The 24,752-nt window shown below is 71.7% G+C and carries 21 protein-coding genes and 3 pseudogenes; 14 read left to right on the top strand and 10 right to left on the bottom strand.

Annotated elements, in window-relative coordinates:
* Positions 1-245 precede the first annotated feature (245 nt).
* Positions 246-603: pseudogene (locus tag AB0M82_RS37400) on the top strand (AMP-dependent synthetase); the annotation flags it as partial.
* Between the two features lie 120 nt (positions 604-723).
* Here the strand turns inward: AB0M82_RS37400 and AB0M82_RS37395 are convergent.
* The gene (locus tag AB0M82_RS37395; protein ID WP_364732540.1) at positions 724-942 is read right to left on the bottom strand and encodes a hypothetical protein; all 219 of its coding nucleotides are present in this window, start codon (positions 940-942) and stop codon (positions 724-726) included.
* A gap of 169 nt (positions 943-1,111) precedes the next feature.
* Between AB0M82_RS37395 and AB0M82_RS37390 the strand changes: the two genes are divergently transcribed.
* From AB0M82_RS37390 to AB0M82_RS37380, 3 genes are read left to right on the top strand one after another with little or no spacing between them, the layout of a single operon-like run.
* Positions 1,112-2,311, top strand: a complete 1,200-nt coding sequence (locus AB0M82_RS37390) for a low temperature requirement protein A (RefSeq protein WP_364732537.1) — start codon at positions 1,112-1,114, stop codon at positions 2,309-2,311.
* The gene (locus tag AB0M82_RS37385) at positions 2,304-3,251 is read left to right on the top strand and encodes an alpha/beta hydrolase (RefSeq protein ID WP_364732536.1); all 948 of its coding nucleotides are present in this window, start codon (positions 2,304-2,306) and stop codon (positions 3,249-3,251) included. The genes AB0M82_RS37390 and AB0M82_RS37385 overlap by 8 nt, the downstream gene beginning before the upstream one ends.
* Positions 3,252-3,280: 29 nt before the next feature.
* Positions 3,281-4,003, top strand: coding sequence for an alpha/beta hydrolase (locus AB0M82_RS37380; protein WP_364732533.1), 723 nt, complete (start codon positions 3,281-3,283; stop codon positions 4,001-4,003).
* 70 nt (positions 4,004-4,073) lie between these two features.
* Here the strand turns inward: AB0M82_RS37380 and AB0M82_RS37375 are convergent, their stop codons facing one another.
* Positions 4,074-4,697, bottom strand: a complete 624-nt coding sequence (locus tag AB0M82_RS37375) for a sigma-70 family RNA polymerase sigma factor (protein ID WP_364732530.1) — start codon at positions 4,695-4,697, stop codon at positions 4,074-4,076.
* Between the two features lie 246 nt (positions 4,698-4,943).
* On the opposite strand from AB0M82_RS37375, the gene AB0M82_RS37370 reads away from it, so the two are divergent.
* Positions 4,944-7,703: an AAA family ATPase gene (locus tag AB0M82_RS37370; RefSeq protein ID WP_364732527.1), complete on the top strand. Its 2,760-nt coding sequence runs from the start codon at positions 4,944-4,946 to the stop codon at positions 7,701-7,703.
* Between the two features lie 15 nt (positions 7,704-7,718).
* On the opposite strand, the gene AB0M82_RS37365 is transcribed toward AB0M82_RS37370, so the two are convergent.
* The 3 genes from AB0M82_RS37365 to AB0M82_RS37355 all read right to left on the bottom strand — a co-directional run bounded on the left by AB0M82_RS37365 (position 7,719) and on the right by AB0M82_RS37355 (position 12,523).
* A complete protein-coding gene (locus tag AB0M82_RS37365) occupies positions 7,719-8,483 on the bottom strand; it encodes an SDR family NAD(P)-dependent oxidoreductase (protein WP_364732524.1) in 765 nt (254 codons plus the stop codon).
* A 126-nt stretch (positions 8,484-8,609) separates the two neighbouring features.
* Positions 8,610-11,348 (bottom strand): AAA family ATPase, encoded by a 2,739-nt coding sequence (locus AB0M82_RS37360; RefSeq protein WP_364732521.1) that lies wholly within the window; start codon positions 11,346-11,348, stop codon positions 8,610-8,612.
* A 128-nt stretch (positions 11,349-11,476) separates the two neighbouring features.
* Positions 11,477-12,523: a ferritin-like protein gene (locus AB0M82_RS37355; protein WP_364732518.1), complete on the bottom strand. Its 1,047-nt coding sequence runs from the start codon at positions 12,521-12,523 to the stop codon at positions 11,477-11,479.
* A 153-nt stretch (positions 12,524-12,676) separates the two neighbouring features.
* Here AB0M82_RS37355 and AB0M82_RS37350 point away from each other — a divergent pair, with 153 nt between their 5' ends.
* The 5 genes and pseudogenes from AB0M82_RS37350 (at position 12,677) to AB0M82_RS37330 (ending at position 15,868) form a co-directional block, all read left to right on the top strand.
* Positions 12,677-13,435 carry an SDR family oxidoreductase gene (locus tag AB0M82_RS37350; protein WP_364732515.1) on the top strand — a complete coding sequence of 253 codons (759 nt, stop codon included), beginning with the start codon at positions 12,677-12,679 and terminating at the stop codon, positions 13,433-13,435.
* A gap of 130 nt (positions 13,436-13,565) precedes the next feature.
* Positions 13,566-13,793, top strand: a pseudogene (locus AB0M82_RS37345) (FAD-binding protein); the annotation flags it as partial.
* A gap of 8 nt (positions 13,794-13,801) precedes the next feature.
* Positions 13,802-14,424, top strand: a pseudogene (locus tag AB0M82_RS37340) (FAD-binding protein).
* Between the two features lie 186 nt (positions 14,425-14,610).
* Complete coding sequence (locus AB0M82_RS37335) at positions 14,611-15,519, top strand: RNA polymerase sigma-70 factor (protein ID WP_364732512.1); 909 nt, start codon at positions 14,611-14,613, stop codon at positions 15,517-15,519.
* Positions 15,503-15,868 (top strand): hypothetical protein, encoded by a 366-nt coding sequence (locus tag AB0M82_RS37330; RefSeq protein ID WP_364732509.1) that lies wholly within the window; start codon positions 15,503-15,505, stop codon positions 15,866-15,868. The genes AB0M82_RS37335 and AB0M82_RS37330 overlap by 17 nt, the downstream gene beginning before the upstream one ends.
* Positions 15,869-15,906: 38 nt before the next feature.
* Here the strand turns inward: AB0M82_RS37330 and AB0M82_RS37325 are convergent, their stop codons facing one another.
* Positions 15,907-16,641 carry an SDR family oxidoreductase gene (locus AB0M82_RS37325; RefSeq protein WP_364732506.1) on the bottom strand — a complete coding sequence of 245 codons (735 nt, stop codon included), beginning with the start codon at positions 16,639-16,641 and terminating at the stop codon, positions 15,907-15,909.
* Positions 16,638-17,006, bottom strand: a complete 369-nt coding sequence (locus tag AB0M82_RS37320) for a cupin domain-containing protein (protein ID WP_364732503.1) — start codon at positions 17,004-17,006, stop codon at positions 16,638-16,640. Before AB0M82_RS37320 ends, AB0M82_RS37325 begins: the two co-directional genes overlap by 4 nt.
* Before the next feature lie 148 nt (positions 17,007-17,154).
* On the opposite strand from AB0M82_RS37320, the gene AB0M82_RS37315 reads away from it, so the two are divergent.
* Positions 17,155-18,477, top strand: a complete 1,323-nt coding sequence (locus tag AB0M82_RS37315) for a peroxidase family protein (RefSeq protein WP_364732500.1) — start codon at positions 17,155-17,157, stop codon at positions 18,475-18,477.
* Positions 18,478-18,855: 378 nt separating this feature from the next.
* Here AB0M82_RS37315 and AB0M82_RS37310 read toward each other — a convergent pair whose 3' ends face one another.
* A complete protein-coding gene (locus AB0M82_RS37310) occupies positions 18,856-19,671 on the bottom strand; it encodes a TetR/AcrR family transcriptional regulator C-terminal domain-containing protein (protein ID WP_364732497.1) in 816 nt (271 codons plus the stop codon).
* Between the two features lie 33 nt (positions 19,672-19,704).
* On the opposite strand from AB0M82_RS37310, the gene AB0M82_RS37305 reads away from it, so the two are divergent.
* Both AB0M82_RS37305 and AB0M82_RS37300 read left to right on the top strand, forming a co-directional pair.
* Entirely contained in the window at positions 19,705-21,408 is a 1,704-nt protein-coding gene (locus AB0M82_RS37305) for a right-handed parallel beta-helix repeat-containing protein (protein ID WP_364732495.1), read from the top strand.
* A gap of 251 nt (positions 21,409-21,659) precedes the next feature.
* Positions 21,660-22,490, top strand: coding sequence for a hypothetical protein (locus AB0M82_RS37300; RefSeq protein WP_364732492.1), 831 nt, complete (start codon positions 21,660-21,662; stop codon positions 22,488-22,490).
* Positions 22,491-22,633: 143 nt separating this feature from the next.
* Here the strand turns inward: AB0M82_RS37300 and AB0M82_RS37295 are convergent, their stop codons facing one another.
* Positions 22,634-23,680 carry an LLM class flavin-dependent oxidoreductase gene (locus tag AB0M82_RS37295; protein WP_364732489.1) on the bottom strand — a complete coding sequence of 349 codons (1,047 nt, stop codon included), beginning with the start codon at positions 23,678-23,680 and terminating at the stop codon, positions 22,634-22,636.
* Complete coding sequence (locus tag AB0M82_RS37290; RefSeq protein ID WP_364732486.1) at positions 23,677-23,853, bottom strand: hypothetical protein; 177 nt, start codon at positions 23,851-23,853, stop codon at positions 23,677-23,679. The genes AB0M82_RS37295 and AB0M82_RS37290 overlap by 4 nt, the downstream gene beginning before the upstream one ends.
* Positions 23,854-23,946: 93 nt before the next feature.
* Between AB0M82_RS37290 and AB0M82_RS37285 the strand changes: the two genes are divergently transcribed.
* Entirely contained in the window at positions 23,947-24,588 is a 642-nt protein-coding gene (locus AB0M82_RS37285; protein WP_364732483.1) for a TetR/AcrR family transcriptional regulator, read from the top strand.
* Positions 24,589-24,752 lie beyond the last annotated feature (164 nt).

Genomic DNA, 24,752 nt, shown 5'->3' with positions numbered 1-24,752 from the left:
GCCCCAATGTGGCGTTGGGTGCGTCCAGTGCACCCAATGTGGCGTTGGGTGCGTCAGACGCAACCAACGCCACATTGGGGCGCAACCCGGGCCCCTGTCAACGCGCCTCGGACGCGCGACACGAGCCTTATTTCCTGGCCGCTTGCCGCTCAGGGGTGGGCGGTGCGGCGCAGTTCGCCCGGCGTCAAGCCGAAGTCTTTCTTGAACATCCGGCTGAAGTGGGCCGCGTCGGTGATGCCCCGCCGTCGGGCGACGTGGCCTCCCGGGACGAGAACGGCTACATCACCTACATCGACCGCACCGACGACGTCTTCAAGGCTTCGGCCGTCGTGCCGGCACCGGACCCGGTGCGGTTGGCTGTGCCGAAGGCGTACATCGCCCTGGCACCCGGCCACGAGCCCGACGCCGAGACAGCTCGCTCGATCCTCGGCTACGCGCGCGGCGCCGTACCTACGGGTGCGCAGACTGGAGTTCTCCGAGCTGCCCAAGACCATCTCGGGCAAGATCCGCCGGGTCGAGCTGCGACGACGCGAGGCCGAATTCGACGGCGCCCGGCCGGCGGGGGAGTACCGCGACGGTGACATCCCGGACATCAAGGGCTGATGCCCCGCGCACGCGGCCATCACTCGTGGTCGCGGCGCAATCACCCCACACGGGCAGCGTAACCGATCGCGACTCGGCTCGACGACGGGTTGTCGAGAGTCGTGATGCGTGCTCGCCAGGTCACCGGTTCCCCCTTTCCACCTCCTCGACCGCTTCGACCGCGCCGAGAAGACCGCGGAGGTTGACCTCGTAGCGCTCGGCGTCGGTCGGGTCGAACTGCCATTCGGTGACCGGGGTGCGGGCGGCGTCTTCGGGGTGGCTCGATTCGGCGATGTCCAGCTCGGCCTCCACCTCGATTTCGAGCCCGTGCAGGAACTCTTCGTTGTCCGGCGTGCTCATGTCTCCTCCGTCAGACTGTGGTGACTCCTCGCCCGGTCGCCAGCTGAGACAAGGCAGGCCACCGGGGTTGTGACAGGCGCGGCGAAATCTCCGTGCCCGTCACGAACGCCGACGCTGCTCTGTCCTAGCTCGCGACCGACCGAGTGGGATGGAGCGAGCCTTGCCGCCGATGAGCACCAGGATCCGGATCCGCGTCCGGATGAGCGCGCGCCCGATCGACGAACCGCACCGCGCGGCGAGCCAGCTCGAGCTGCTGTTCGACCTCGTCTTCGTGGTCGCCGTCGCGGCCGCCACCGCCCAGCTCGCGCACCGGATCGCCGATGGCCACGCCTTGACCGGCGTGGCCGGGTTCCTCCAGGTGTTCTTCGCGATCTGGTGGGCGTGGATGAACTTCACGTGGTTCGCGTCGTCCTACGACACCGACGACGTGGCGTACCGGTTGCTGACCATGGTGCAGATGGCCGGCGTGCTCGTTCTCGCCGCCGGGGTACCCGCCACGGCTGTCGGCGACTACCGCGCGGTCGCGGTCGGCTATCTCGTCATGCGGATCGGGCTCGTCACGCAGTGGGTGCGGGCCGGCATCGAGGACCCGGCGCGCAGGCGGACCGCGTTCCGTTACGCCACCGGCATCAGCGTCCTGCAGATCGGCTGGGTGGGCTGGCTCGTCCTCGGCGAGACGGGCGTCCTGTCGCCGGTCACCCGGCCGGTGTGCTTCGTCGCGTTGGCCGCCGCGGAACTCGCCGTGCCGAGCTGGGCGGAGCGGCCCAGCGCGACCACCTGGCATCCACACCACATCGCCGAGCGCTACGGGTTGTTCACGATCATCCTGCTCGGCGAGAGCGTCCTGGCCGCGATCACCGGTGTCCGAGGAGCTTTGGCGGCGGCCGGGATCAACGCTTCGTTCCTCACGATCGCGATCTCCGGCCTCGTGCTGCTTTTCGCCATTTGGTGGCTGTACTTCCTGGAACCGGCCGGGGACGGGCTGCGCGATCGCCGTGACGGGTCCTACCGGTGGGGTTACGGCCACTACGGCATTTTCGCCGCGCTCGCGGCGCTCGGGGCGAGCCTGGAGGTCGCGGTCGAGGACACCGGGCACCACCTATCGGCCTCGCCGCTGGTGATCAGTTACGCCGTCGCGGTCTCCGTGGGTGTGTTCCTGGTCCTGTTGTGGCTGGTCCACGTGCCCATCGTGGCGACGGCCGTCCTGCGTCCCGGCGCGGTCCTGGCCTGCGCCACCGTCGTGTTCCTGCTCCCGCTCGCCGCGCCCTGGACCGGCGTGGCCGTCGTGGTCGCGGGCATCGCGGCGGCCTGCGCCCTGCTGGTCGCCTTCATCATCACCCTGGAAAGAAAGGAAATCTCTCATGAGTGAGCCTGTCCTCGAACCGGCCGCGCAGGACTTCGCGGACGCGGCGGCGAAGCCGCCGTTCCTGTACGAGCTCGGCCCCACCGGCGGGCGGAAGGTCTTCGACGACATCCAGGCCGCCCCGGCCGGCCTGCTGCCGGTCGACGAGAAGTGGATCACGGTGCCGGCCGCGGTCGGCGACGTCCGGGTGCGCATCGTCAAACCGGCCGGTGCGGACGGCCCCCTTCCCGTGGTCCTCTACGTCCACGGCGGTGGCTGGGTCTTCGGCAACGCGGGCACGCACGACCGGCTGGTGCGGGAACTGGCCGTCGGCGCCGATGCCGCGGTGGTGTTCGTCGAGTATTCGCGGTCGCCCGAGGCGCGGTACCCCGTCGCGGTCGAACAGGCCTACGCGACCGCGCGGTGGATCACGGCCGACGGCGCCGCCGAGGGCTTGGACGCGTCCCGCCTCGCGATCGCCGGTGACTCGGTCGGCGGCAACATGTCCGCTGTCGTCGCCATCCTCGCCAAGCGGCGCGGGGACGTGACGTTCCGGCACCAGTCGCTGTACTACCCGGTCACCGACGCCGGCCAGGACACCGGCAGCTACCGCGAGTTCGCCGACGGGCCACACCTCACGGCCAAGGCCATGGCCTGGTACTGGGACGCCTACCTGCCCGAGGTGTCCCAGCGCGCCGACGTCACCGTGTCCCCGCTGCGCGCGGGACCGGAGGACCTCGCCGGGCTCCCGGAGGCCTTCGTGGTCGTCGACGAGAACGACGTGCTGCGCGACGAGGGCGAGGCCTACGCGCGGAAGCTCGTCGCGGCCGGCGTGCGCACGACCTGCGTCCGCTACAACGGCACCCTCCACGACTTCATGATGCTCAACCCGCTCCGCGGGACCGCGGCCGCGATCGGCGCGGTGGAGCAGGCGTGCCGCGTGCTGCGGAAAGCGCTCCACGGTTAGGAAACCCACACAGAGAAGGAGAACGAACCATGGCCGAACAGAAGCCGACCGTCGTCCTGGTGCACGGTGCGTTCGCGGAGTCCGCGAGCTGGCGCGGTGTCGTCGAATCCCTCCAGGCCAGGCAGGTGGACGTCGTCGCGGTGGCGAACCCGCTGCGCGGCCTCACGAGCGACGCCGCATACGTCCGCGACGTCGTCGCGAACATCGGTGGACCGGTCGTGCTGGCCGGGCATTCCTACGGCGGCATGGTGATCACCGAAGCCGCGGCCGGCAACCCGGCCGTGACCGGGCTCGTCTACGTGTGCGCGTTCGCCCCCGAGCACGGGGAGAGCGCGTTCCAGCTGTCGACGAAGTTCCCGGGCAGCACACTCGGCGAAACGCTCACCGCCTACCCGGTCGCCACCGGAGGCGACGAGTTCGCGATCCGGCCGGACGCCTTCCACCACCAGTTCGCCGCCGACGTCCCGTCCGCCGAGGCGAAGGTGATGGCCGCGACGCAGCGCCCGGTCACCGAGGCGGCGCTCACCGAGGGCCTGCCGACGGCAACCCCGGCGTGGCGGTCGGTCCCGTCCTGGTTCGTGTTCGGCGACCAGGACCGCAACATTCCCGTCGCCCTCCACCGGTACCTGGCGGAACGCGCCGGCGCCAAGGGCGTCCGGGAGGTGACGGGCGGGTCGCACGCCCTCACCGTGTCGGACCCGGCCGCGGTCACGGCCGCGATCCTCGACGCCGTCGACGGCTCGTCCGCGTAAGGAATCCGGGCCACGTCGATCATCCCGCCACCCAGCGGTGACGGGATCATCGGGGTGGCCGGGGCCGGTGTCAGGAGGAGACGACGTCGTCGACGAGGACGCGCTCGAGGTCGGCCACCTCACCGACCCTGGCCGCGTCGAGAAAGGCCTTGAGCAGGCGATCCAGGTCCGCCGGCCGGGCAGGTTCGTGCCGCTGCCCGGCCAGGTGCGCGCGGGCTCGCCGGGCCAGTTGCCGCGCGTTGGCATCGCTGATCGCCAGCGTGTCCGCGATCTCGCGGAACGGGTAGTCGAACGCCTCCCGCAGCACGAAGACCGCGCGCTCTCGCGGCGACAGCCGCTCGAGCAGCAGCCGGACGGCGTGCGCCATGTCGTCCGACCGTTCGGCCATCGTCGTCGGGTCGTCCGCGGTGGAGGCTCGCTCCGGCAGGCGGTCGTCGACCGGCACCTCGCGGCGGACGCGAGCCGAGCCGACGACGTTGAGCGCGACCCGCGTCGTGACCTTCGCGAGGAACGCCGCCCGGTCGCGGACCCCCTCGCGGTCCACGCCCTGCCAGCGGACCCAGACGTCCTGGACGACGTCTTCGGCGTCGGCGGCTCTGCCCAGCATCCGGTAGGCGATCCCGAACAGGCGCGGGCGAACGTCCTGGAAGTCGGCCGCTTCTTCGACCGTGGCGGTGGCGTCGGACGTGGGCATCGGGCTCCTCCAGTTCGCGGTGGCCGCTGACCCGACAACCGTCGCCCAGCCGGGGGCCCGGCCGCGCCAGGGGAAGGCACGGGGTACCTCCCTGGGCCCGGGCCCCCCGGGAGCCCCGGGTCACGACCCCAGGCCCCCTGTGGCGGACCCCGCCGAGGTGGCTGCCCGGACCGTCGCGGGGCGGGTGCATGATGGTGTGGCCCGCCGTTGACGGAGCCGGGCTCCCTCAACTCCGCGGTGGTGCCGATGTCGAACGACGACCCAGGGCGCGGGCTGCTGGGCAGGCGCGGCGAGTGCGCCGCGCTGGACCGGCTGGTGGCCGAGGCGCGGTCGGGCCGGAGCCAGGTGCTGGTTCTGCGCGGCGAGGCGGGGATCGGCAAGTCCGCGCTGGTGGAGTACCTGGTGGAGAGCGCGGCCGGGTGCCGGATCGCGCGAGCCGTCGGCGTCGAGTCCCAGATGGAGCTGGCGTTCGCCGGAGTGCACCAGTTGTGCGGGCCGATGATGACGCGGCTCGATCACCTGCCGGGACCGCAGCGTGACGCGCTGGCCGTCGCGTTCGGGCTGCGCTCCGGCGGTGTCCCGGACCGGTTCATGGTCGGGTTGGCGGTGCTCAGCCTGCTCGCCGAGGCGGCGGAGGAGCGGCCCCTGGTGTGCGTCGTGGACGACGCCCAGTGGCTGGACCGGGTGTCCGCGCAGACGCTGGCGTTCGTCGCGCGCCGGTTGCTCGCGGAGCGCGTGGTGCTGGTGTTCGCGGTGCGCGGGGCGGCGCCCGAAGCGGACGACCCGCTGAAGGGACTGCCGGAGCTCGTGGTCCGGGGTCTGCGTGACGGCGACGCGCGGGCGCTGCTCGATTCGGCGGCACCCGGGCGGCTCGACGAGCGCGTCCGGGACCGGATCGTCGCCGAGACCAGCGGCAACCCGCTGGCCCTGCTGGAGCTGCCGCGGGGCTTGACGGCGGCGGAGCTGGCCGGCGGCTTCGCGCGTCCCGACGCGCGGCCGCTGACGGGCCAGATCGAACAGAGTTTCCTGCGCAGGATCGAGGCGCTCCCGGTCGCCACGCGACGGCTCCTGCTGGCAGCGGCCGCCGAGCCGGTCGGGGACGCCGCGTTGCTGCGGCGGGCGGCCGAGGGGCTCGCCATCGGGCCGGACGCGGCGGCGCCCGCCGAGGCGGCCGGGCTGGTCGAGTTCGGTGCGCAGGTGCGGTTCCGGCACCCGCTGGTCCGCTCGGCGGCGTACCGCCTCGCGGCCCCGGGAGACCGCCGGGACGTGCATCAGGCGCTCGCCGCGGCGACCGATCCCCAGTCCGACCCGGATCGCCGGGCCTGGCATCGCGCTCACGCGGCGGTCGAGCCCGACGAGGTGGTGGCCGCCGAACTGGAGCGCCGCGCCGGCCAAGCCCAGGCTCGGGGCGGCATCGCGGCGGCGGCCGCGTTCCTGCGGCGCGCGACCGAGCTGACCCCCGATTCGGCCACGCGAGGAGCGAGGGCGCTGGCCGCGGCGCAGGCGACTTTCGAGGCGGGGGCTCCCGATGCGGCGCTCGATCTGCTCGCCGCCGCCGAGATGGGTGTACTGGACGAGGTGCGGCGCGGGCGGCTGACCCGGCTGCGCGGCCAGGTCGTCTTCGCCCGCAGGCGCGGCGGTGAAGCATTGCCGCTGTTGCTCGACGCGGCCCGCCGGCTGGCCCGGGTCGACGACGGACAGGCGCGCGAGGCGTACCTCGAAGCAGTGGGAGCAGCGGTCTTCGCCGGCCGGCTCAACGGACCCGACGGGCTCGAGGAGGTGGCCGGGGCCGCCCGCGCCGCACCGGACGCACCGCGGCCGGCTCGGCCGGCCGACGCGCTCCTGGACGGCCTGGCGACGCGGTTCGCCGAGGGCCACGCGGCGGGCGCGCCGCAGTTGAAGCGCGCTCTGCGAGCCTTCCGGCGGGATACCGGTCCGGACGGGGACGACATCATGCGCTGGCTCTGGCTGGCGTGGCCGTCCGCCGGCGACATGTGGGACGACGAGGCCTGGCACGAACTGGCCACGCACGCGGTCCGGACGGCGCGCGAAACCGGCGCGCTCAACTTCCTTCCCCTGGCGCTGACCTATCGCGCTGCCGTGCACGTGCACGCCGGCGAGCTCGACGTGGCCTCGGCGCTGGTCGCGGAGTCCGCCGCGATCACGGCGGCGACCGGCAACTCGCCCCTCGGGTACGCCTCGCTGTTACTCATCGCCTGGCGCGGCCAGGATGCCCAGGCGGCGGAGCTGATCCAGGCCGAAGTCCGCTGGGCGACCACCTGGGGTGAGGGCCGGGCCATCGGCCTTGGCCATTACCTGACCGCGGTGCTGCACAACGGTTTCGGTCACTACCAGGAGGCCCTGTCCAGCGCGGAAGCCGCCTGCGAGCACGACGATCTGATGGCCTTCGGCCTGTCCCTCGCCGAGCTGGTCGAGGCGGGTGCCCGCGGGGATGCCCCCGAGGCGGCCGCGGCGGCATTGAGGCGGCTCGAGGAGCGGGCCACCGCCAGCGGCACGGAGTGGGCCCTCGGCATGCTGGCTCGTTCCAGAGCCCTGCTCAGCGACGGCCGGGCCGCCGACCTGCTGTACCGCGAGGCCATCGAGCGCCTCGAGCGCACCAGAGTCGCCGTGCTCCTGGCACGCACTCACTTGGTGTACGGCGAGTGGCTTCGTCGCGAGAACCGTCGCCTCGACGCGCGCGGGCAGCTGCGCACCGCCTACGAGATGCTGCACCGCTTCGGCGCGCACGCCTTCGCCGAGCGCGCCCGTCGCGAGCTCATGGCCACGGGGGAGTCGATCCGCAGGCGGGCGGTCGAGGCCGCCCCGGTCCTCACGGTGCAGGAGGCCCAGATCGCCCGCCTCGCGCGCGACGGGAAGACGAACACGGAGATCGGCGCCGAGCTGTTCCTCAGCCCCCGCACGGTCGAATGGCACCTGCGCAAGGTGTTCACCAAGCTCGGCGTCGACTCACGCCGGAAACTCCGGGGCAGTGCGATCGACAGCTGACGGCCGGCCCGCTGGTCAGCTCGGCCCGGCGGCGTGGACGCGCATCTCGCTGACCGCCACCCGGCGGTCGCGGGTGACGACGTAGGCGATCGCGTCCGCGACGTCCTCCGGCCGCAGCGTTTCCCGTCCGGCGGCGGGCCGGCGCACCGCGGTGCGGGTCGTGGTGCCGAAGTGGTTCACCAGGCGGGGTTCCACGACGGCGGGCTCCACCAGGCCGACCCGCACCCGTTCGACGAGCAGTTCGCGGCGTAGCGACTCGGTGAACCCCTCGAGACCGGACCTGGTGAGGTTGTAGACGCTGCTGCCCTGCCGGGTGAGCTGTCCGGCCGTCAGGCTGACGTTCACGAGGTCCGCCACCTGCCGTGGCGATGTCGCGGCCGCGTCGATCAGGTACGGGACGGCGGCGTGCGTGAGGTGCAGGAGCGCTGTCACGTTGAGCGCGACCAACCGGTCCCACTCGTCGAGCGGGGCGTGCAACGCCGTGTCGAGCAGCACGATGCCCGCGTTGTTGACCAGGATGTCCAGGCGTCCGAGCCGGTCGTGCGTGTCCTGCACCGCCTGGCAGGCGCGCTCCGGATCGGTGATGTCGGCCGCCATCTCGATCGCGTGGCCGCCCAGGTTCCGGATGTCGTCCGCGACCTGGTCCAAGCGGTCACCGCTGCGAGCGACCAGCGCCACCGTGGCGCCCTCGCGGGCGAGGCGGTGCGCCGTGCCGGCCCCGATGTCGCTGCCGGCATCCGTCACGAGCGCGACCGCCCCAGCCAACGTCTTGTCGGACATGGCTTTCTCATCCCTTCGCACGCTGCCCCCTCACGACCAGGCTCGCGCGTCCGGGTCCCGGGTGCGCCAGGGAATCACCCTGGTCCCGGGGACCAGGGGGTCCGGGCTTCGCGGCGGTTCCCGGTGTCAGTCGCCGCCGGCCAGGACGTCCCGGAGCTGCTTTCGGGACGTGATGGAAAGCTTCGTGAAAATCTTGCGGAGGTGCCATTCGACCGTGCGGGGGCTGAGGAAGAGCTGTGCGCCCACCTCCGGGTTGGAGAAGCCTTCCCGGACGAGCCGGGCGATCTGCCTTTCCTGAGGCGTCAGCTCGTCGCCCGTCACCGGATCGGCCGTGTGCTTCAGTACCTTCTCGCCGGTGGCGAGAAGTTCGCGGCGGGCGCGCTCGGCGAACGCGTCCATGCCGATCGAGACGAACATGTCGAACGCGGCACGCAGGTGTTCCCGTGCGTCGACGCGCCGGGACTGCCGGCGCAGCCATTCGCCGTACAGCAGCTGGGCACGCGCCAGTTCGGGGCGCAGCTTCGTCCGGCCCAGCCGCTCGATCGCCTCGCGGTAGAGCGGCTCCGCGGCGATCTCGTCGCTGAGCAGCGCGCGGCTGCGCTGCAGGATTCCCTGTGCCCAGTCCGTGTCGCAGGGTCCCGCCGCCTCGGTCAGGCGGTCGAGCGCGCCGCGGGCGATCTCGTCTTCGCCGACCCGGACCGCCGCCTCGATGAGTTCCGGGAGCACCCACACCGAGACCCACAGCTCGGCGATTCCGATGCTGACCTGGGCCGCCGGGATCGCCTGCTCGTACCGCGCGAGGCCGTTGTAGAGGACGGCGGCGGCCCAGTTCGCGGACGTGACGCCCATCAGCTGGCCGTCCTGCCCGGCCCAGTCGATGGTGGCGGCGATCAGTTCGGCCGCCTCGGTCTCCTTGCCCTGCATCGCGGTCAGCAGAAGCTTGGTGTGCGGCGCGATGGGGACACCGGTCGCGGTGGCGACAGCCTCGGCTTCGGCGACGATGGCGGCCGCGCCGGCGAAGTCGCCGGTCCACGTTGTCGCGATCCCCAGTGAGGCGAGGTAAATGGGAAGCACGGTCAGCGCGCCGGCGTCGCGGGCCACCTCGGCCGCCCGGACGTAGGTCTGGCGCATGGCCTCGTCGTCCCAGACGGCCGCGTTCGCGCCGTTGCCCACCCAGCCCCACTTCAGCACGTCCTGGGCGGGAAGGTCCGCGAGCGCGGCCGTCGCCCGTCGCAGGACGGGGACCGCGGCGGACCGGCCGTCGGTGACGAGCAGCCCGTAGCCGGCGAGCACCAGGTCGACCGGACGCGGTTCGCCTTCCGGCGGCGGCAGCTCCCGGATCGCCCGGGAGATCGCCAGGAGGCTCTTGCCGTCCGCGGCGATCAGGGCCGCGGCGCCCCAGGCCTGGAGATAGGTCTCTCGCGCGAGGTCCATGTCGAACGGTTCGAGCCGCCGCGCGGCCGCCAGCAGCATCGGCGGCGCTTCGCCGCCGAGCCCGGCCGAGAAAGCGATCTGGCTCCGCACCAGGTGAGCGCGGGCACGAAGGAACTCGTCCTGCGCGTCGCGTTCCGCGACGTCGGCCGAAGCGCGTGCGGCCGCGAGATCACCCGCGCGGAGGCTGGCGTCCGCGGCCGCCACGGCACGCTCGGCGCGCCGTGCCGGGTCGGCGGTCAGCGCCACGGACCGTTGCAGGAAAGCGGCAGCGGCGGCCAGCCCACCGCGGGCCTGCGCCCGTTCGGCGGACCGCTCGAGCTCCGCGGCGACTTCGTCGTCCGGCCCCGGCGCGGCGAACGCCAGATGCCAGGCACGGCGGTCGGGGTCGATCTGTGGGTCGGTCGCCCTCGCCAGCGCCAGGTGCACGGCCCGCCGGTCTTCTTCGGCAGCCGCCCGGTACGCGGCCGACCGCACGAGCGGGTGACGGAAGATCACCCGTACTTCGAAGGACACCAGCCCGTCGACCTCGTCGGTGAGGGCCGTCGCCGGCATGACCCCGAGCTGTGCGGCCGCGCGCCACACCAGGGTGGGATCACCGACCGGCTCGGCGGCGGCGACCAGCAGGAGCAGCCGGCTCGGCGCGGGCAGCTCCTCGATCCGCGTCAGGAAGCTCTGTTCGATCCGGCTGGGCAGCGTGCCGGCCGGCGGCAGGCCGAATCCGCCCGCCACCCGGGTGGCGGTCAGCTCACGGGACAGTTCCAGCAAGGCCAGCGGGTTGCCCCGGGTCTCGGCGACGATCCGATCGCGGACGTGCTGGTCGAGTGGTGCGGGGAACGCCGTCTCGAGCAGGGCGCGGGCGTCGGCGTTGCCGAGGCCGGTGACCTCGAGCTCCGGGAGGCCGAGCAGGTCGTGGCCTCGCTCGCGGGTGGCGAACACGAGGGCGACCGACTCGGCCAGCAGCCGGCGGGCCACGAAGCCGAGGACCTGTGCGGACGCCCGGTCCATCCACTGCGCGTCGTCGACCACGCACAGCACGGGACCGCTCTCCGAGGCGTCCGACAGCAGGCTCAGCACCGCCAAGCCGACCAGGAACCGTTCCGGTGGAGTGCCCGCCCGGAGCCCGAACACCGTCTCGAGCGCGTCCTGCTGCGGCGTGGGAAGCCCCGGCAGCCGGTCCAGCAGCGGCACGCACAGCTGGTGCAGGGTGGCGAACGCCAGCTCCATTTCGGACTCGACGCCGACCGCGCGCAGCACCCGGATGCCGGTCGCCGAACTCTCCAGGTGCTCGACCAAGGCCGACTTCCCGACCCCGGCAGCGCCGTGCACCACGAGCGCCCGGCTCTCACCGGTGCGGACCGCCGCGATCATCCGATCGAGAACGGCGCACTCCGACGTCCGCCCCACCAGTCCGGCACGTCGTCGGAAGACCACGGTAAGCACCCTTCGCCCGCGGGATCGGCGCCGGTCAGCGCACCCACCCAGGATAAGGATCATCCGAGTGGGCGACGTCCCCGGCCGAAGCCACGATTCGGGCTCGGTGACCCGCGGCGGCGCCGCTTTTAGTTCCGTCGCTCGGGTGGCACGTACTCGAAGGTCGGGCCCGCGGTCGTCTTCCCGTCGCCGGTGGGCAGCTTCATCAGCGCCTGCGCTTGCTTGCGCAGCCCGAACATCGTGCCGACGGCGTCCGGCAGCTGGCCGGGGTCGCCGTTGAAGGCCTGTTCCAGCTGGTAGAGCAGGAGGCTGTAGGTCTGGTTGAACTCCTCCTGGGCGACGCGGATGGGGCTGCCTTCCGGGTAGTCGGCGGTCCTCGGGTCGGGCCGCATCGGCAGCACGCCGTCGAAGTCGACCTTGATCTCCTCGCCGGTCGGCCCGGACCGCGGTGTGTCGCCGGTGCGGTAGCGGCGGCCGAGCCGGAGTTCCTGGAAGCGGTAGTAGTGGGCGACCTCTTCCCGCTCGGGGTGGAAGACGTCGTGGTCGCCGTCCCACACGGCGGTGCGGGCGGCTCCTTCGCCCTGTTCGACGATTTCCGCCAGCGCGGCCGACGCGGACTTCAGGTCGTGGACCGGCAGCACTTCGCCACCGCCGCCCCGGAGGTGGTACTCGCCGATCTGCCGGGCCGGGTCGCCGCTGAACACCTGCTCCTCGCCCAGCTTGTCGCACAGGGTGCGCAAGCCGGCCTCGATGGCGGCGTAGAACTGGCCGATCGTCCGGTACTCGTCGCCCTGGGGCGGGTCGTCCGCCGACGCGGGTTGCTCGATGCGCAGGAACAGCTCAAGGGCTTCCGGGCCGAACGGGACCAGGTGGACGTGCACCGACCGGTCGCCGTGCGGCAGCGGATGCGGGTACGGCGGCAGCAGCTCCGGCGTGTCGAGCTTGGGTGACCCGCCGACGGCGTTGAGCAGGTTCGCGGCCAGGGCCAGGTGGATCATCTCCTCGGCGAGGACCGTGCCGACGACCTGGGCGGCTTCGGGATTGCGGGCCGGGTCCAGTGAGTACAGCGCGCACAGGTACGGGGGAATCGTCGCGTGCTCGAGTTCGATCGCCCACTGCAGGTGGCGGCGGAGATCGTCGATCGTGTCGATGGCGTGGGCGCCACTGGTGTCCATGCGGTACTCCGGTTCGTCAGGTCGGTGTCACCAGCCAGGACAGGACGCCGCCGCGGTTTGTGACAGCCGGGCTGTCACAAACCGGGAGCCGGTCCGGTCCTGGCTGGAGAACGACGTTCCGGAGCGGCCGGGACGCGGGACGGAAGGCACCTCATGAAGATCGTCGTGATCGGCGGCAGCGGGCTGATCGGCTCGAAACTCGTCCGGAAACTGGCCGGACACGGCCACGAAGCGATCCCCGCGTCACCCGACTCGGGCGTGAACACGCTGACCGGCGAAGGGCTGGCCGAGGTGCTGGACGGCGCCCAGGTCGTCGTCGACGTTTCGAACTCGCCGTCGTTCGCCGACGACGCCGTGCTCGACTTCTTCCGCACCTCCACCGGAACCCTCCTCGCCGCCGAGGAGAAGGCCGGGGTGGGTCACCACGTGGCGCTGTCGGTGGTCGGCACCGAGCGGCTCGCCGAAAGCGGCTACTTCCGCGCGAAGATCGCGCAGGAAAAGCTCATCAAGGAGTCCGGACGGCCGTACTCGATCGTGCACGCCACGCAGTTCTTCGAGTTCGTCGGAAGCATCGCCCAGGCGGCGACCGAGGGGAACACCGTGCGCCTGTCGGACGCCCGCATCCAGCCCATGGCGGCCGAAGACGTGGCCATCGCCGTCGGCCGGGTCGCCGTCGGCACACCGTTGAACGGCACCGTCGAGGTGGCCGGTCCCGAGCAGTTCGGCCTCGACGAGCTGATCCGCACCGGGCTGGCCTTCCGCGGTGACCCCCGCGAGGTCGTCGCCGATCCGGCAGCGCGCTACTTCGGTGCCTTGCTGGACAAGGACATGCTCCTGCCCGGCCCGGACGCACAGCTGTCCGCCACCCGGTTCGCCGACTGGCTCCCGCTGAACCCGCCGCCGGCGAAGTGACCATGACCGAGCACCGGATCGCGACGTCCGTCCTCGTCATCGGGACCGGCGGGGGCGGCCTGCGCGCCGTGATCGAACTGGCCGAGCGTGGTGTCGACGTCCTGGCGGTCGGCAAGCGGGCGAAGTCGGAATGCCCTTCGCGCGTGAGGCCGACGGGAAGATCTCCCAGCGGTTCTTCGGCGCGCACACCTACCGCCGGACCGCGTTCGCCGGTGACTACACCGGGCTGGAGATCCAGCGGACCCTGGTCAACCGGGCGGCGCAGCTCGGCGTCCCGATCCTGGACACCGTTTACGTCACGCGGATCCTGGTCCGGGACAACGTCGTCTTCGGCGCTTACGGGTTCGACGTCGCGAACCGGACGAGATACGTGATCCACGCCGACGCGGTGATCCTCGCCGCGGGTGGGCACACGCGCATCTGGCGCCGCACTGTGACATCCGGGGCTTCGCCCCGGGCCGGGGGCTCCGCCACCCGGACCCCCGAAAGCGGTCGTCGTCCCGCCGCGACGAGAACACCGGCGACTCCTTCCGGCTCGCCCTGCTGGCCGGCGGCCGGATCCGGGACGCCGAACTCGTCCAGTTCCACCCGTCGGGGCTCATCGCGCCGGAGAACGCCGCGGGCACGCTCGTCTCGGAAGCGGCGCGCGGCGAAGGTGAGGTGCTGCGCAACGCGCTCGGCGAGCGGTTCATGACCAAGTACGACCCGGACCGGATGGAACTGTCCACACGCGACAGAGTGGCACTGGCGGCGTACACCGAGATCAAGGAGTGCAGATGCTCGACATCACCCAGGAACCGATCGAGATCGCGCCCACGGCGCACTACTCGATGGGCGGGGTCTGGGTGCGGCCGGAGGACCACGGAACCGGCGTCGAGGGCCTGTACGCCCTCGGCGAGGCGGCGAGCGGCATGCACGGCGCGAACCGGCTCGGCGGCAACTCGCTGATCGAGCTGCTGGTCTACGGCCGCACGAGTCGTTGCGGGTGAACCTCGTCTGGTCCGGGTCGAGCGCGAAGAGCTGCCCCCGATCCCGGAGGAGATCGCCTCGCTCATGCGCGAGGTGTCCACCGCGGGCAATCTCGTCGAATGAGCCTCGGAGGGTCCCGGCCGCGCTGCCGGGGTCCTCGGGACCGGCCTCGTAGAGTGAGCGGTCACGAGACGAAGGGGCCTGAGGTGGCGGATTCCGGAGTGGGCGCCGATCTAGAGGCGGCTACGGCGGTGTTCACGCAGGTGCGGCCACGGCTGTTCGGTATCGCCTATCGCATGCTCGGCAGCGCCACCGAGGCCGAAGATCTGGTGCAGGAGGCCTGGCTGCGGTGGCAGACCTGTGACCGGTCCACAGTGGTCAACCCGGAGGCGTTCCTGGCCACGACCACCACCCGGCTGGCCATCAACGTTCTCCAGTCGGCGCACAAACGGCGGGAGACCTACATCGGGCCGTGGCTGCCCGAACCGGTCGACACCGGCGCGGACCCCTACCTGGGCGCCGAGCGCGGTGCGGCCCTGGAGTTCGCGGCGCTGCTGCTGATGGAGAAGCTCACCCCGAACGAACGCGCCGCCTACGTGCTGCGGGAAGCCTTCGACTACTCCTACGCGCAGATCGCCGACATCCTGTCCTCGACCGAACCCGCGGTGCGTCAGCTGGTCAGCAGGGCCCGCAAGCACATCGCGGGCGAGCGGCGCGCACCGGTGACCGCGGCCGGGCAGCGGGAACTGCTGACCGCGTTCCTCGCCGCCGCCCGGTCGGGCGACCTGACCGCGTTGGAACGGCTCTTCACCCCGGACGTGACCAGCCTGTCCGACGGCAACGGCCGCAAGGGTGTCGCCCGCACGCCGGTCGTCGGCGCGGCGCGGGTGGCGAAGTTCCTGCAGGCGATCTCCACCTGGTTCTGGGACGGCATGGACGTGCGGTGGGTGATCACGAACGGGCGGACGTCCGTGGTGCTGCGCCGGGACGACGCCGTGTACGGCCTGCTCACCGTCAGCGCCACCACCGAAGGCATCGATCAGGTCCTGTGGCTGGTCAACCCCGAGAAGAACAAGGCGGTGTCCGTGGGGACCGAGCGTGCTCGACCGGCATGACCGGGTCATCCGCCGGCTCGCCGAGGCCTGCCGGCGGGAAGACGTCACCGCACTCGCGGCCGTCCTGGACGTCGATGCCGTCGCCACGTGTGACGGCGGCGGACTGGTGCCCGGCCCGGCCGGGCCCGCGCACGGTGCGGCGGACGTCGCCCGGCTGGTCGTGACGTGGCTGTGCGGGCGAGCGGGTGCCGAGCTGACCGTCGAGTCCGTCAACAGCCGCGCCGGACTCGCCCTGCGCCGCGGTTCCCGCGCCGTCGCGGTGGTCGCTGCCGAGACGGCCGGGGCCAAGGTCACCGCGCTCTGGATCGTGCTCAACCCGGCCAAGCTGAGCGGCTGGCACCGCGGGTGACCGGGCCCGCACGCGGCTGCCGTGCGGGCCCGGTCTCCTCAACGCGCCAGCCACTCCCGGTAGGTGGTCTTCGCGATGACGGCCTCGTCCTTGGCGATGAGGGCATCGCCCGACACGGCGGCGAACAGGCCGGCGCTGTCGTCGGTGACGACGGAGCGCTGGTCCCCTTGGGCGGCGAGGGTGATCCGGCCCAGCTCGTCGAGCGTGAACACCTCCGGTCCGGCGATGTTCCGGGTGCCCCGCAGCGGGGCGTCCATGCTGACCTCGGCGACCGCCTGGGCGACGTCGTCCGCGGCGATGGGCTGGACGCGCGTCGCGGGCAGCCGGACGGTGTGCTCGTCGGAGGTCCAGGACATCGTCGCGGCCATGAACTCGAAGAACTGCGTGGCGCGGACGATCGAGTACGGCACCGGCCCGGCCTTGAGGATGTCCTCCTGCAGCACCTTGGCGCGGTAGTAAACCAGGTCCGGCACCAGGTCGGCACCCACGATCGAGAGGATGACCGCGTGGCCGACCCCGGCCGCATCGGCGGCCGTCAGCAGGTTGTCCATGGTCGTCCGGAAGAACGCGGGCGAGGCCTCGTCGAACGTCGGCGAGTTCGTCAGGTTGACCACGACCTCGGCCCCGGCCAGCGCCTCGGCCAGGCCCTGCCCGCTGAGCAGGTCCAGCCCGGTCGAGGGCGAGTGCGGGACCGCTTCGTGCCCGCTCTTGGTCAAGATCGTGACCACGCGAGAGCCGATGAGCCCGGTCCCGCCGATGACGGCGATCTTCATTTCCTCGACCAGCCTTTCGCCCGGAGTTCTTCTTCGTCCACGAGGTCGACCATCGGCCTGCCCGGTTCGCAGAGCATGGTGACGGTGAACCGCACCGGGATGTCGTCGCGGTTGTTGCCGTCCTGGTAGTGGATGACCTCACCGCCCGGCTCCCAGAACGCCTCACCGGCGCGGACGACGCGCGGCGGCTCGCCCTCGAGCTCGAACACCATCTCGCCCTCCAGCACGTAGCCGAAGGCCGGACCGGGATGGCGGTGCGGCGGGGTGCCGGGGTCGCCCGGCGGGTACTCGATGACGATCGTCATCGCCTGCGCCCCCTCCGGGATGAAGGGCGGTTTCGCCTCCTGTAGCACGGTCAATGACATCGAAAGACCTCCTCGATCAACGGGTTCACCCGCTAGGACCGGACAGCCGCGCGATTTGTGACTCACGGGGCTGTCACACACCCCGGGGCTGCCTGGTCTTCACTGGCGCCGGGATCGCGACGATGTCCGGCGGACAGGAGGTATTGCCGTGACGAGCGTGGTGGCAGCCACCGCGGAGGCGGAAGCCGGACACCCGGCTCGACCGAACCGATACGGGTGCATGTTCCCCGGCCTCGCCCCACTGGTCACCGATTCGCGGCTGCTGGCGCGTGCGGGCGGGCACGGTGGGATCTGCGACGCGGCGCCAGTACCCGGGCCGGGCGGTGATGACGCGGCCGAGTCCGCCGGGTGGCCGTTCTTCGGTCAGTTGATCGCGCACGACATCACCGCCGACCGCTCCTCCCTCACCAGCGGCCTGCACCGGGGAGCGCTCCGCAACGCCCGCGCGCCGAAGCTCGACCTGGAGATGCTCTACTCCGACGGCCCCGTCGGTTCGCCGTTCCTTTACGAAATCGGGGATCCGGCGAAGTTCCTGCTCGGCCGCCCCGCTGGTTGCGACGTGCCGCGCAACCAGCAGGGCGTAGCCCTGATCGGCGACCCCCGCAACGACTCGCACCTGTTCGCGCTGAGCCTGCACGTCGCGATGCTGCGGGCACACAACCACATAGTGGATCTGCTGCGGGACGACGGTGCGACCGACGTGTTCGACCAGGCGCGGCATCTCCTCGCCTGGCACTACCAGTGGATCGTGGTCCACGACTTCTTGCCCAGGCTCGTCGGGCTACCCCTGGTGGAGGAGGTGCTCGCGACGGGCGGCCGGTGGTTCGCGCCACCGCCGGGACAGGCCGGCATCCCGGTGGAGTTCTCCCACGCGGCCTTCCGCTACGGCCACAGCCAGATCCGCCACACTTACCGGCTCTTCCGCGGCGGTCCCGAACTACCGCTCTTCCCCGACCTCGTCGGGTTCCGGCCGGTGCCCGCCGGCCGGCGCCTCGATCTCGCGCTCATCTTCGACCTGCCCGGCCACCCACCGGCGCAACGAGCGAAACGCATCGACGGCCGGCTTCCCGCGAGTCTCATCGAACTTCCCGAGCAGATCACCGGCACCGTCGACGCCCACCGTTCGCTCGCGGTCCACGACCTCCTCCGCGGCGAGAGCACCGGACTGCCCAGCGGCGAATCCGTCGCCCGCCACCTCGGCGTGACGCCGTTGACCGCGGACGAACATTCCTGGCCGCACGGCACTCCACTGTGGATCTACATCCTCAACGAAGCCCAGCGCCACGGCGGTGGCGACCGCCTCGGCCCGGTCGGCGGCCGCATCGTCGCGGAAGTCCTGATCGGACTGCTGCGCGCCGACCCGGCGAGCTACCTGAGCAGCGAACCGGACTGGCGGCCGACCCTGCCCGCCGCGGCACCGGCCTTCGGCCTGGCCGACCTGCTCACCCTTGGCCGCCACCACGACGGCTGAAGGCCCTGCGCGGTACGGAACCGCCCGGGCGCACCTCCTCCGCGCCGCCAAACCTGATGCATCAAAAGGCAAGGCCGGGTAGTTAAGGATTCCTCTGCCGCGCAAGCGGTCGACGGAACGGCCGTGAATGTCGCATTGAGGGACTCTATGTCCCTCAATGGGCCATTCACGGCCTTGGGCGAGCACCTGAAACCGGGCCAATCGGGCCAATCGGGCAGCTTGACAGCTCGCTGCCGCAGCATCATTTTCATGCTCGCGAAGATCGCGATGTCGGCGCCGATCGCCGGCGTGCCGGCGATCTCCTGCGACATGCTCCCGCTGGGCCGACCGCACGGTGCGCCTGGAGGACCTGACCGTGCCGGCGTGATGCCGGTGGTGTCAGCGCTTCCGGTTGCGGTAGGCGCGCTGTTGGCAACTTCGCGAGCAGTAGGCGCGCCGACGGCCGGAAGCGGGTTGCTCGATCGGCCCGCCGCACATCGCGCAGGTTTCGTCACGCTTTCCCTCACGCTGCGCGATGCGCAACTCGACGCCGTCGAGCAGGAGCGCCAGACTGAAACCGAACGGGTCCGGCTGCTCGAAACCGCCCGCCTCCCACAGCGCGGTGAGGGTCGGGTAGCGGCTCATCCGCGACCAGAGCCCGTCGCGCGCGCCCCAGAACTCCTCGTCGCTCACCCCGCTGTCCCGCTCGGCGCGCGCCGCCTCGACCAGCGCCAGAGCCTCGGCGTCGAGGAAGCGGCCGAGCAGGCCCGCCGCCGACACGACCTCCGCCGGCGGCAGGGGAGTGCTCGCCAGGATGCTCAGCAGGTGCTCGTAGTACGCCAGCGCGTTCGGCCCCGGGAGATGCCGCGTGCTGTGCTCCTCGGCCAGCCATGGGTGTCGTTTGCGCAGCTCCCAGCCGTGCCGGACGGCCGTCTCCAGGCGCTCGCGCCACGGAGCGCCGGGGTCGTCGGGTGCGGGCGTGTCCAGGACGGCGTCGCGCATGAGATCGACCAGGTGCTCCCGGCTGGGCACGTGCCGGTACAGCGACATCGTGGTGAAGCCCAGGTGCTCGGCGACCTTGCGCATGGACAAGCCCGCCAGGCCCTCCGCGTCGGCGACCTCCACCGCGGCGGCCACCACCCGGTCCGGGCTCAACCCCGGCCGCGCGTCCTCGTCGCGCCACAGCAGTTCGACCCGCTCGTTGTCCTGCGTCACCAGATACCTCCTGTTTATAGTATAAATAAGTTTATGGCATACACAACTGAAGTTCACGTAGCCCTCGACGGCGACGACGACGCCCCCGGCACTCCGGAACGGCCCTTCGTCACGATCGACCGGGCGCGGAGGGCGGCCCGCGAGGCGGCGGGCGACGTGGTCGTTCACGTGCGGGCAGGCACCTACCCCGGGCCGTGGGAGTTCATCGAGGAGGACTCCGCGCGGGAAGGTAGCCGGATCACCTACCAGGCGAACGGGTTCGGCACACCCGCGCAGGACGTGGTGGTGATCGGCGGTGGACGGGTGATCACCGGCTGGCGGGTGGGCGGTGACGGCGTCTGGGTCGTGGACGTCGGCACGCTCGACACCCGCCACCTCACCGTCGACGGTCGGCGCGTCGACCGGGCCGCCATCGACGGGATCCCGGGCGAAGTGAGTGAAAACGACGCGGGTTACGTCACGGATGCTCGCCTCGACTGGCGAGCGGGCGTCGAGTTCGTCCACCGGGGCGTCTACCCGTGGACCGAGGCCCGGCTCGCGGTCGAGTCGGTCGCGGACGGCACGATCACCATGAAGCAGCCCGCCTTCTCCTGGGCCCGGCAGCTCTACAACTCCTCCTGGGACGGCCAGACCTCCTCCGGCCCCGGCCTGCCGACCCGCGTGGAGAACGACCCGTCCTTCCTCACCGAACCGGGGACGTTCGCCCTGGACCGCTCCCGCCCCGGCGAGCACGTCCTGCACTACCTCCCGCGTACCGGCGAGGACCCCGCCACCACCCGGGTCGTCGCTCCGGAACGGGACACCCTGCTGGTGGCGACGGGGGCCGGTGGTATCTCCTTCCGCGGCCTGATCTTCGCCGACACCACCTGGCTGCGCCCGGCCGGCGACCGGGGCTTCCTGCACTACCACGGCAACGGCTTCCACGACGGCGGCCGGATCGACACCGTGGTCGTCGTGGAGGGCCAGTCCTGGCTGACCGTCACCGGCGAGCCGGAGACCATCCCGGCGTGCGCGTCCCTGGTCGACACCACCGGCATCCGGTTCGAGGGCTGCCGCTTCACCCGCCTGGGCTCGACCGCGCTCGGCGTCACCGGTGGCGCGGACACCGTGGTGCGCGGGTGCCGGTTCGACACCCTCGCCGCCGGCGCCATCACCCTGACCGGCACCCACCGGGCGGTGGTCGAGGACAACGAGGTCCACCGCGTCGGGCTCGACCACTCGGGCTCGCCCGGCATCGCCCTCCTCGCCACGGTGGACTGCACGGTCGCGCACAACCGCGTGGACGACGTCCCGCACTGCGGCATCGTGGGCGGCCCGGCGAAGGGCACGCGCATCCTGCGCAACCACGTCACCGGCGCGATGGGTGTGCTGGCCGACGGCGGCGGCATCTACGTGTCCGGACCGCAGGGCGAATCGCACGAGGACGGGGCGGTGGTGCGCGGCAACGTCGTCACCGACACCCGCACCCCGTACAACTTCGCCCTCTACACCGACTACGGCGCGGCGTGGGTGACGGTGGCGGACAACGTGGTGCGGCGCGCCGACAACACCGCCGTGCTACAGGTCCACCCGCCGCTGGACAACGTGGTCTACCGCGGCAACGTGTGGGACGCCGACCCGATCGGCAGCGAAGCCGTCCCGGATTCGGTCACCTACGAGGACAACGCGACCCTGACCGACGCGGCCGGCTTGGACGCCGCCGAGGCACGCGCGCAAGCCGGACCTCGCCGCCGCTGACCGCACCCGGCCCGCGGCCCCTCCACGGGTCGTGGGTCCCGGGAAGTCACGGGTCTCAGTCGGCCTGGTCCATACGCGCCGCGCACGTGGAGGTCAGGTGCACGTGGTCTCGGGGACGGCTTCGGCCTCATCTTCACGGGCGGGCCGGTCATCGGGCTCGCCTGTGGCGGCATCATCCTGGCGTTGCAGGCAGGGTCGGCGCGGGCCTTCCGCCCGAACGCCTCGGCAGCGGCCGGCTGCGGCAGCGGGTCATGACGACCCTCGAAGACCTGACTGCCTTGCGGAGCAAGACGACCGGCCGGCTGGAGGTGCGCGTCTCCTCCCGGATATCGTCCGCGGGCTTCAACTGCCTCGATGCGTCCGGGCCGCGCGGGATGGTCTGCGTCCAGCACTACGAGTACCACCCGCTCGGCGAAGCCGCGCCGGTGTTCGTCCTCGAACCGAAGGACACTCCCTGGTACCAGCACTTCGCGGCCGAGGCGGAACGCCTGTGGGAGGCCGGCACGCCCTGGCCGCTGTCACACGCCCAGCAGCTCGCCCGCGCCCGCCGCCCCGTCTTCGCCGAGAGCTTCGGCCCAGAACTCGAGCAAGCCATCGAAGGCGCCACCGACCTGTTCATCACGGGCATGGCCCGCAATGCCTTCGTCAACAACCACTACTCCAAGCTCGAAAAGCTCCTGAAGGCCGGCACGACGATCAGATTCCTGCTCATCGACCCCGAATCGACCGCGATCGACGCCGCCGCATCGCGCTACCCCGTTCACCGGTCACCCGCCAGCGTCCGGGAACGAGTGCGATACACCCTGAGGCTCTTGGCGGAGCTCAAGAGCGCGACGGGCGGCGACTTGACCGTCCGGCTGGTCTCGCATCCGCTCACGGTCGGCATCATCGCCACGGACAGCCGCCCCGGCCACACCGGCCCCTTGTCCGCCGTCTTCGCCGAGTACTACACCTATCAGGCACCCGGGGAACCGAAGTTCGTCCTCCAGCCCGGAACCTCACCGGGCTACCAGATCTTCGTCGACGAGGCCGAAGCACTGTGGAACGACGCCGTATCACCTCTCGGCAAGAGCGAGAACTGAACTTCACGGCCCGCCGGGCCCACTCCGTCCCAACGAGATCGTAAGGGCGCAGACACCGGGCCGGACGGTGCGCGCGGGGAATGTCCGCCGTCAGGCCGCGACAGCGCATCAGGGCGCAATCGTCGGGGACAGGGGTTCGAGGTTCATGCCGATTCCTTCCCGCTGAGGTCGACGGCGGCGCGGACAGCGGGGGCGATCTCGCTGCCCAGCCGGTGCACGGACTCGCGCACCCGGCCGGCCGGCAGGCCACCCCAGTCGGCGAGGAGCTGCACGCGGTCATAGCCGACGATCTCGTGCAGGCGCACGAGCTTGTCCGCCACGTGCTCGGACGTGCCGATCATCAGCGGCCGGTCCGGGCCGGTGCCGTCGGTGAAGTCCTGCTGCGACACGGTGAATCCGCCCCCGCCGGGTCGTTTGGGGCGCAGGAAGTCGTGGTAGTGGCGGTAGGTCGAGGCCGCCTCTTCCGGAGAGGCCGCGCCGAAGTAGTGCGCGGCGACGCCGAGCCGGAGCCGGTCGCCATGACCGGCCTGCCGCCCCGCGGCGCGGTAGAGGTCGGCGAGTTGCCGCAGGTGGCCCGGACTTCCGCCCAGGTAGCCGAGGATCAAGGGCAGCCCGAGCGCGCCGGCTCTGGCCACGCTCGACGGCGAGCCGCCCGCGCCGATCCAGATCGGAAGAGACTCGCTTCGGGGCACCACGGCTGCCCGGTCCAGCGGTGGCCGGTGGCGGCCGTGCCAGGACAGCACGGGTTCGTCGCGCAGCCGCAGCAGCAGTTCCAGCTTCTCGGCGAACACCTCGTCGTACCGGGCGATGTCCACCCCGAACAGCGCGAAGGGTTCCGGGTAGGCGCTGCGCCCGGCGGTGATCTCCGCGCGTCCGGCGCTGAGCAGGTCCAGCGTGGCGAAGTCCTGATACACCCGGACCGGGTCGTGCACGCTGAGGACCGTCACGCCGCTGGTCAGCCGGATCCGGGAGGTTCGCGCGGCGACGGCGGAGAGCACGGGCACGGGCGACGACACGGCGAAGTCCACGCTGTGGTGCTCGCCGACGCCGAAGATGTCGAGACCTTCCTCGTCAGCCTGCACCCCCAGTTCCACGATCTGCGCCAAGCGGGCGGCTTCCGTCACTTCCCGGCCGTCCACCGTCCGTGGCTGCCGGTCGGTCAGGGTCGCCACGCCGATCTCGACGCTCATCGGCGGCCGACCCGGGTGACGGTTTCGCGCAGCGGGACGGTGTGCCCGCCCATCGTGACGGTCCCCAGGAACACCAGCCAGTCGCCGTCCCAGTAGGCCGAGCGCTGGCGGCCCTCGGCGTGCCACGTGCCGACGAAGAAGGCGAGCTCGCTCATCTGTGCGGGTGTCCGCATGACATCTCCAAGCGTCTCGATCTGGAAGGGGTCTTCCGGTTCACCTACGGTAGGCTATCCGGAAGACCCCTTCCAGATCGAGAGGAGTGAGCCATGACACCCGGCCCCCGGCGGCCCCGCGCGGACGCGGCGCGCAACCGCCAACGCCTGCTGGACGCCGCGGTCGAGGTGTTCGGCGAGTCCGGTATCGACGTACCGATGAGCGAGGTGGCCCGGCGCGCCGGCGTCGGCATCGCGACCCTGGCGCGCAACTTCCCGGCGCGCGAGGACCTGATAGCGGCCACCTTCAGCGCGTCGATGACCGCGTACGCGGACACCGCGGCCGCCGCCGCGGCCGACCCGGAGCCGTGGCGGGCGTTCTGCGGCTTCATCGAATACGTCTGCCGCATCCCGCGGCGCGACCGCGGGTTCGGTCAGGTGCTGACGACGATGTTCCCCGGCGTCGAAGCCCTCGAATCGGAACGTCAGCGCGGGCTGCGCGAGTTCATCCGCCTGGTGCGCCGGGCCAAGGAGGCCGGCGGCCTGCGCCCGGACTTCTCCCCCCACGACCTGCCGTTGATCATGCTCGCGACGGGCGGGGTGACCCGCGCCGGCGCCCCAGCACTGGCCGTGGCGGCCGACCGGCTCATCGGCTACCTCCTGCAGGCGTGCGCCGCCGGCAACACCGGCCCCCTGCCCGGCCTGCCGCCGCCGCGGGAGCTCTACCGGGCACTGGAAATCAGCCGACCGGGCTGAGCACGGCCCCAACTCGGCCAGGATGGCGTCCCCGGCAGTGTCCAGCTTGAACAAGCCGACTGCGACGCCGGTGTCGATGCGCAGCTGGGCGTGCTGGGCATCTCCTTGCCGCGATCCCAGGTCAAGGATCGGCGCAGCTGTTCATGGTGATAGCCAAGACGATC

This window comes from Amycolatopsis sp. NPDC051128 (genome assembly GCF_040682715.1).
GTDB lineage: Bacteria > Actinomycetota > Actinomycetes > Mycobacteriales > Pseudonocardiaceae > Amycolatopsis.
Note: the sequence above shows the minus strand (reverse complement) of the source record. Positions and strands in the feature narration are given on the sequence as shown.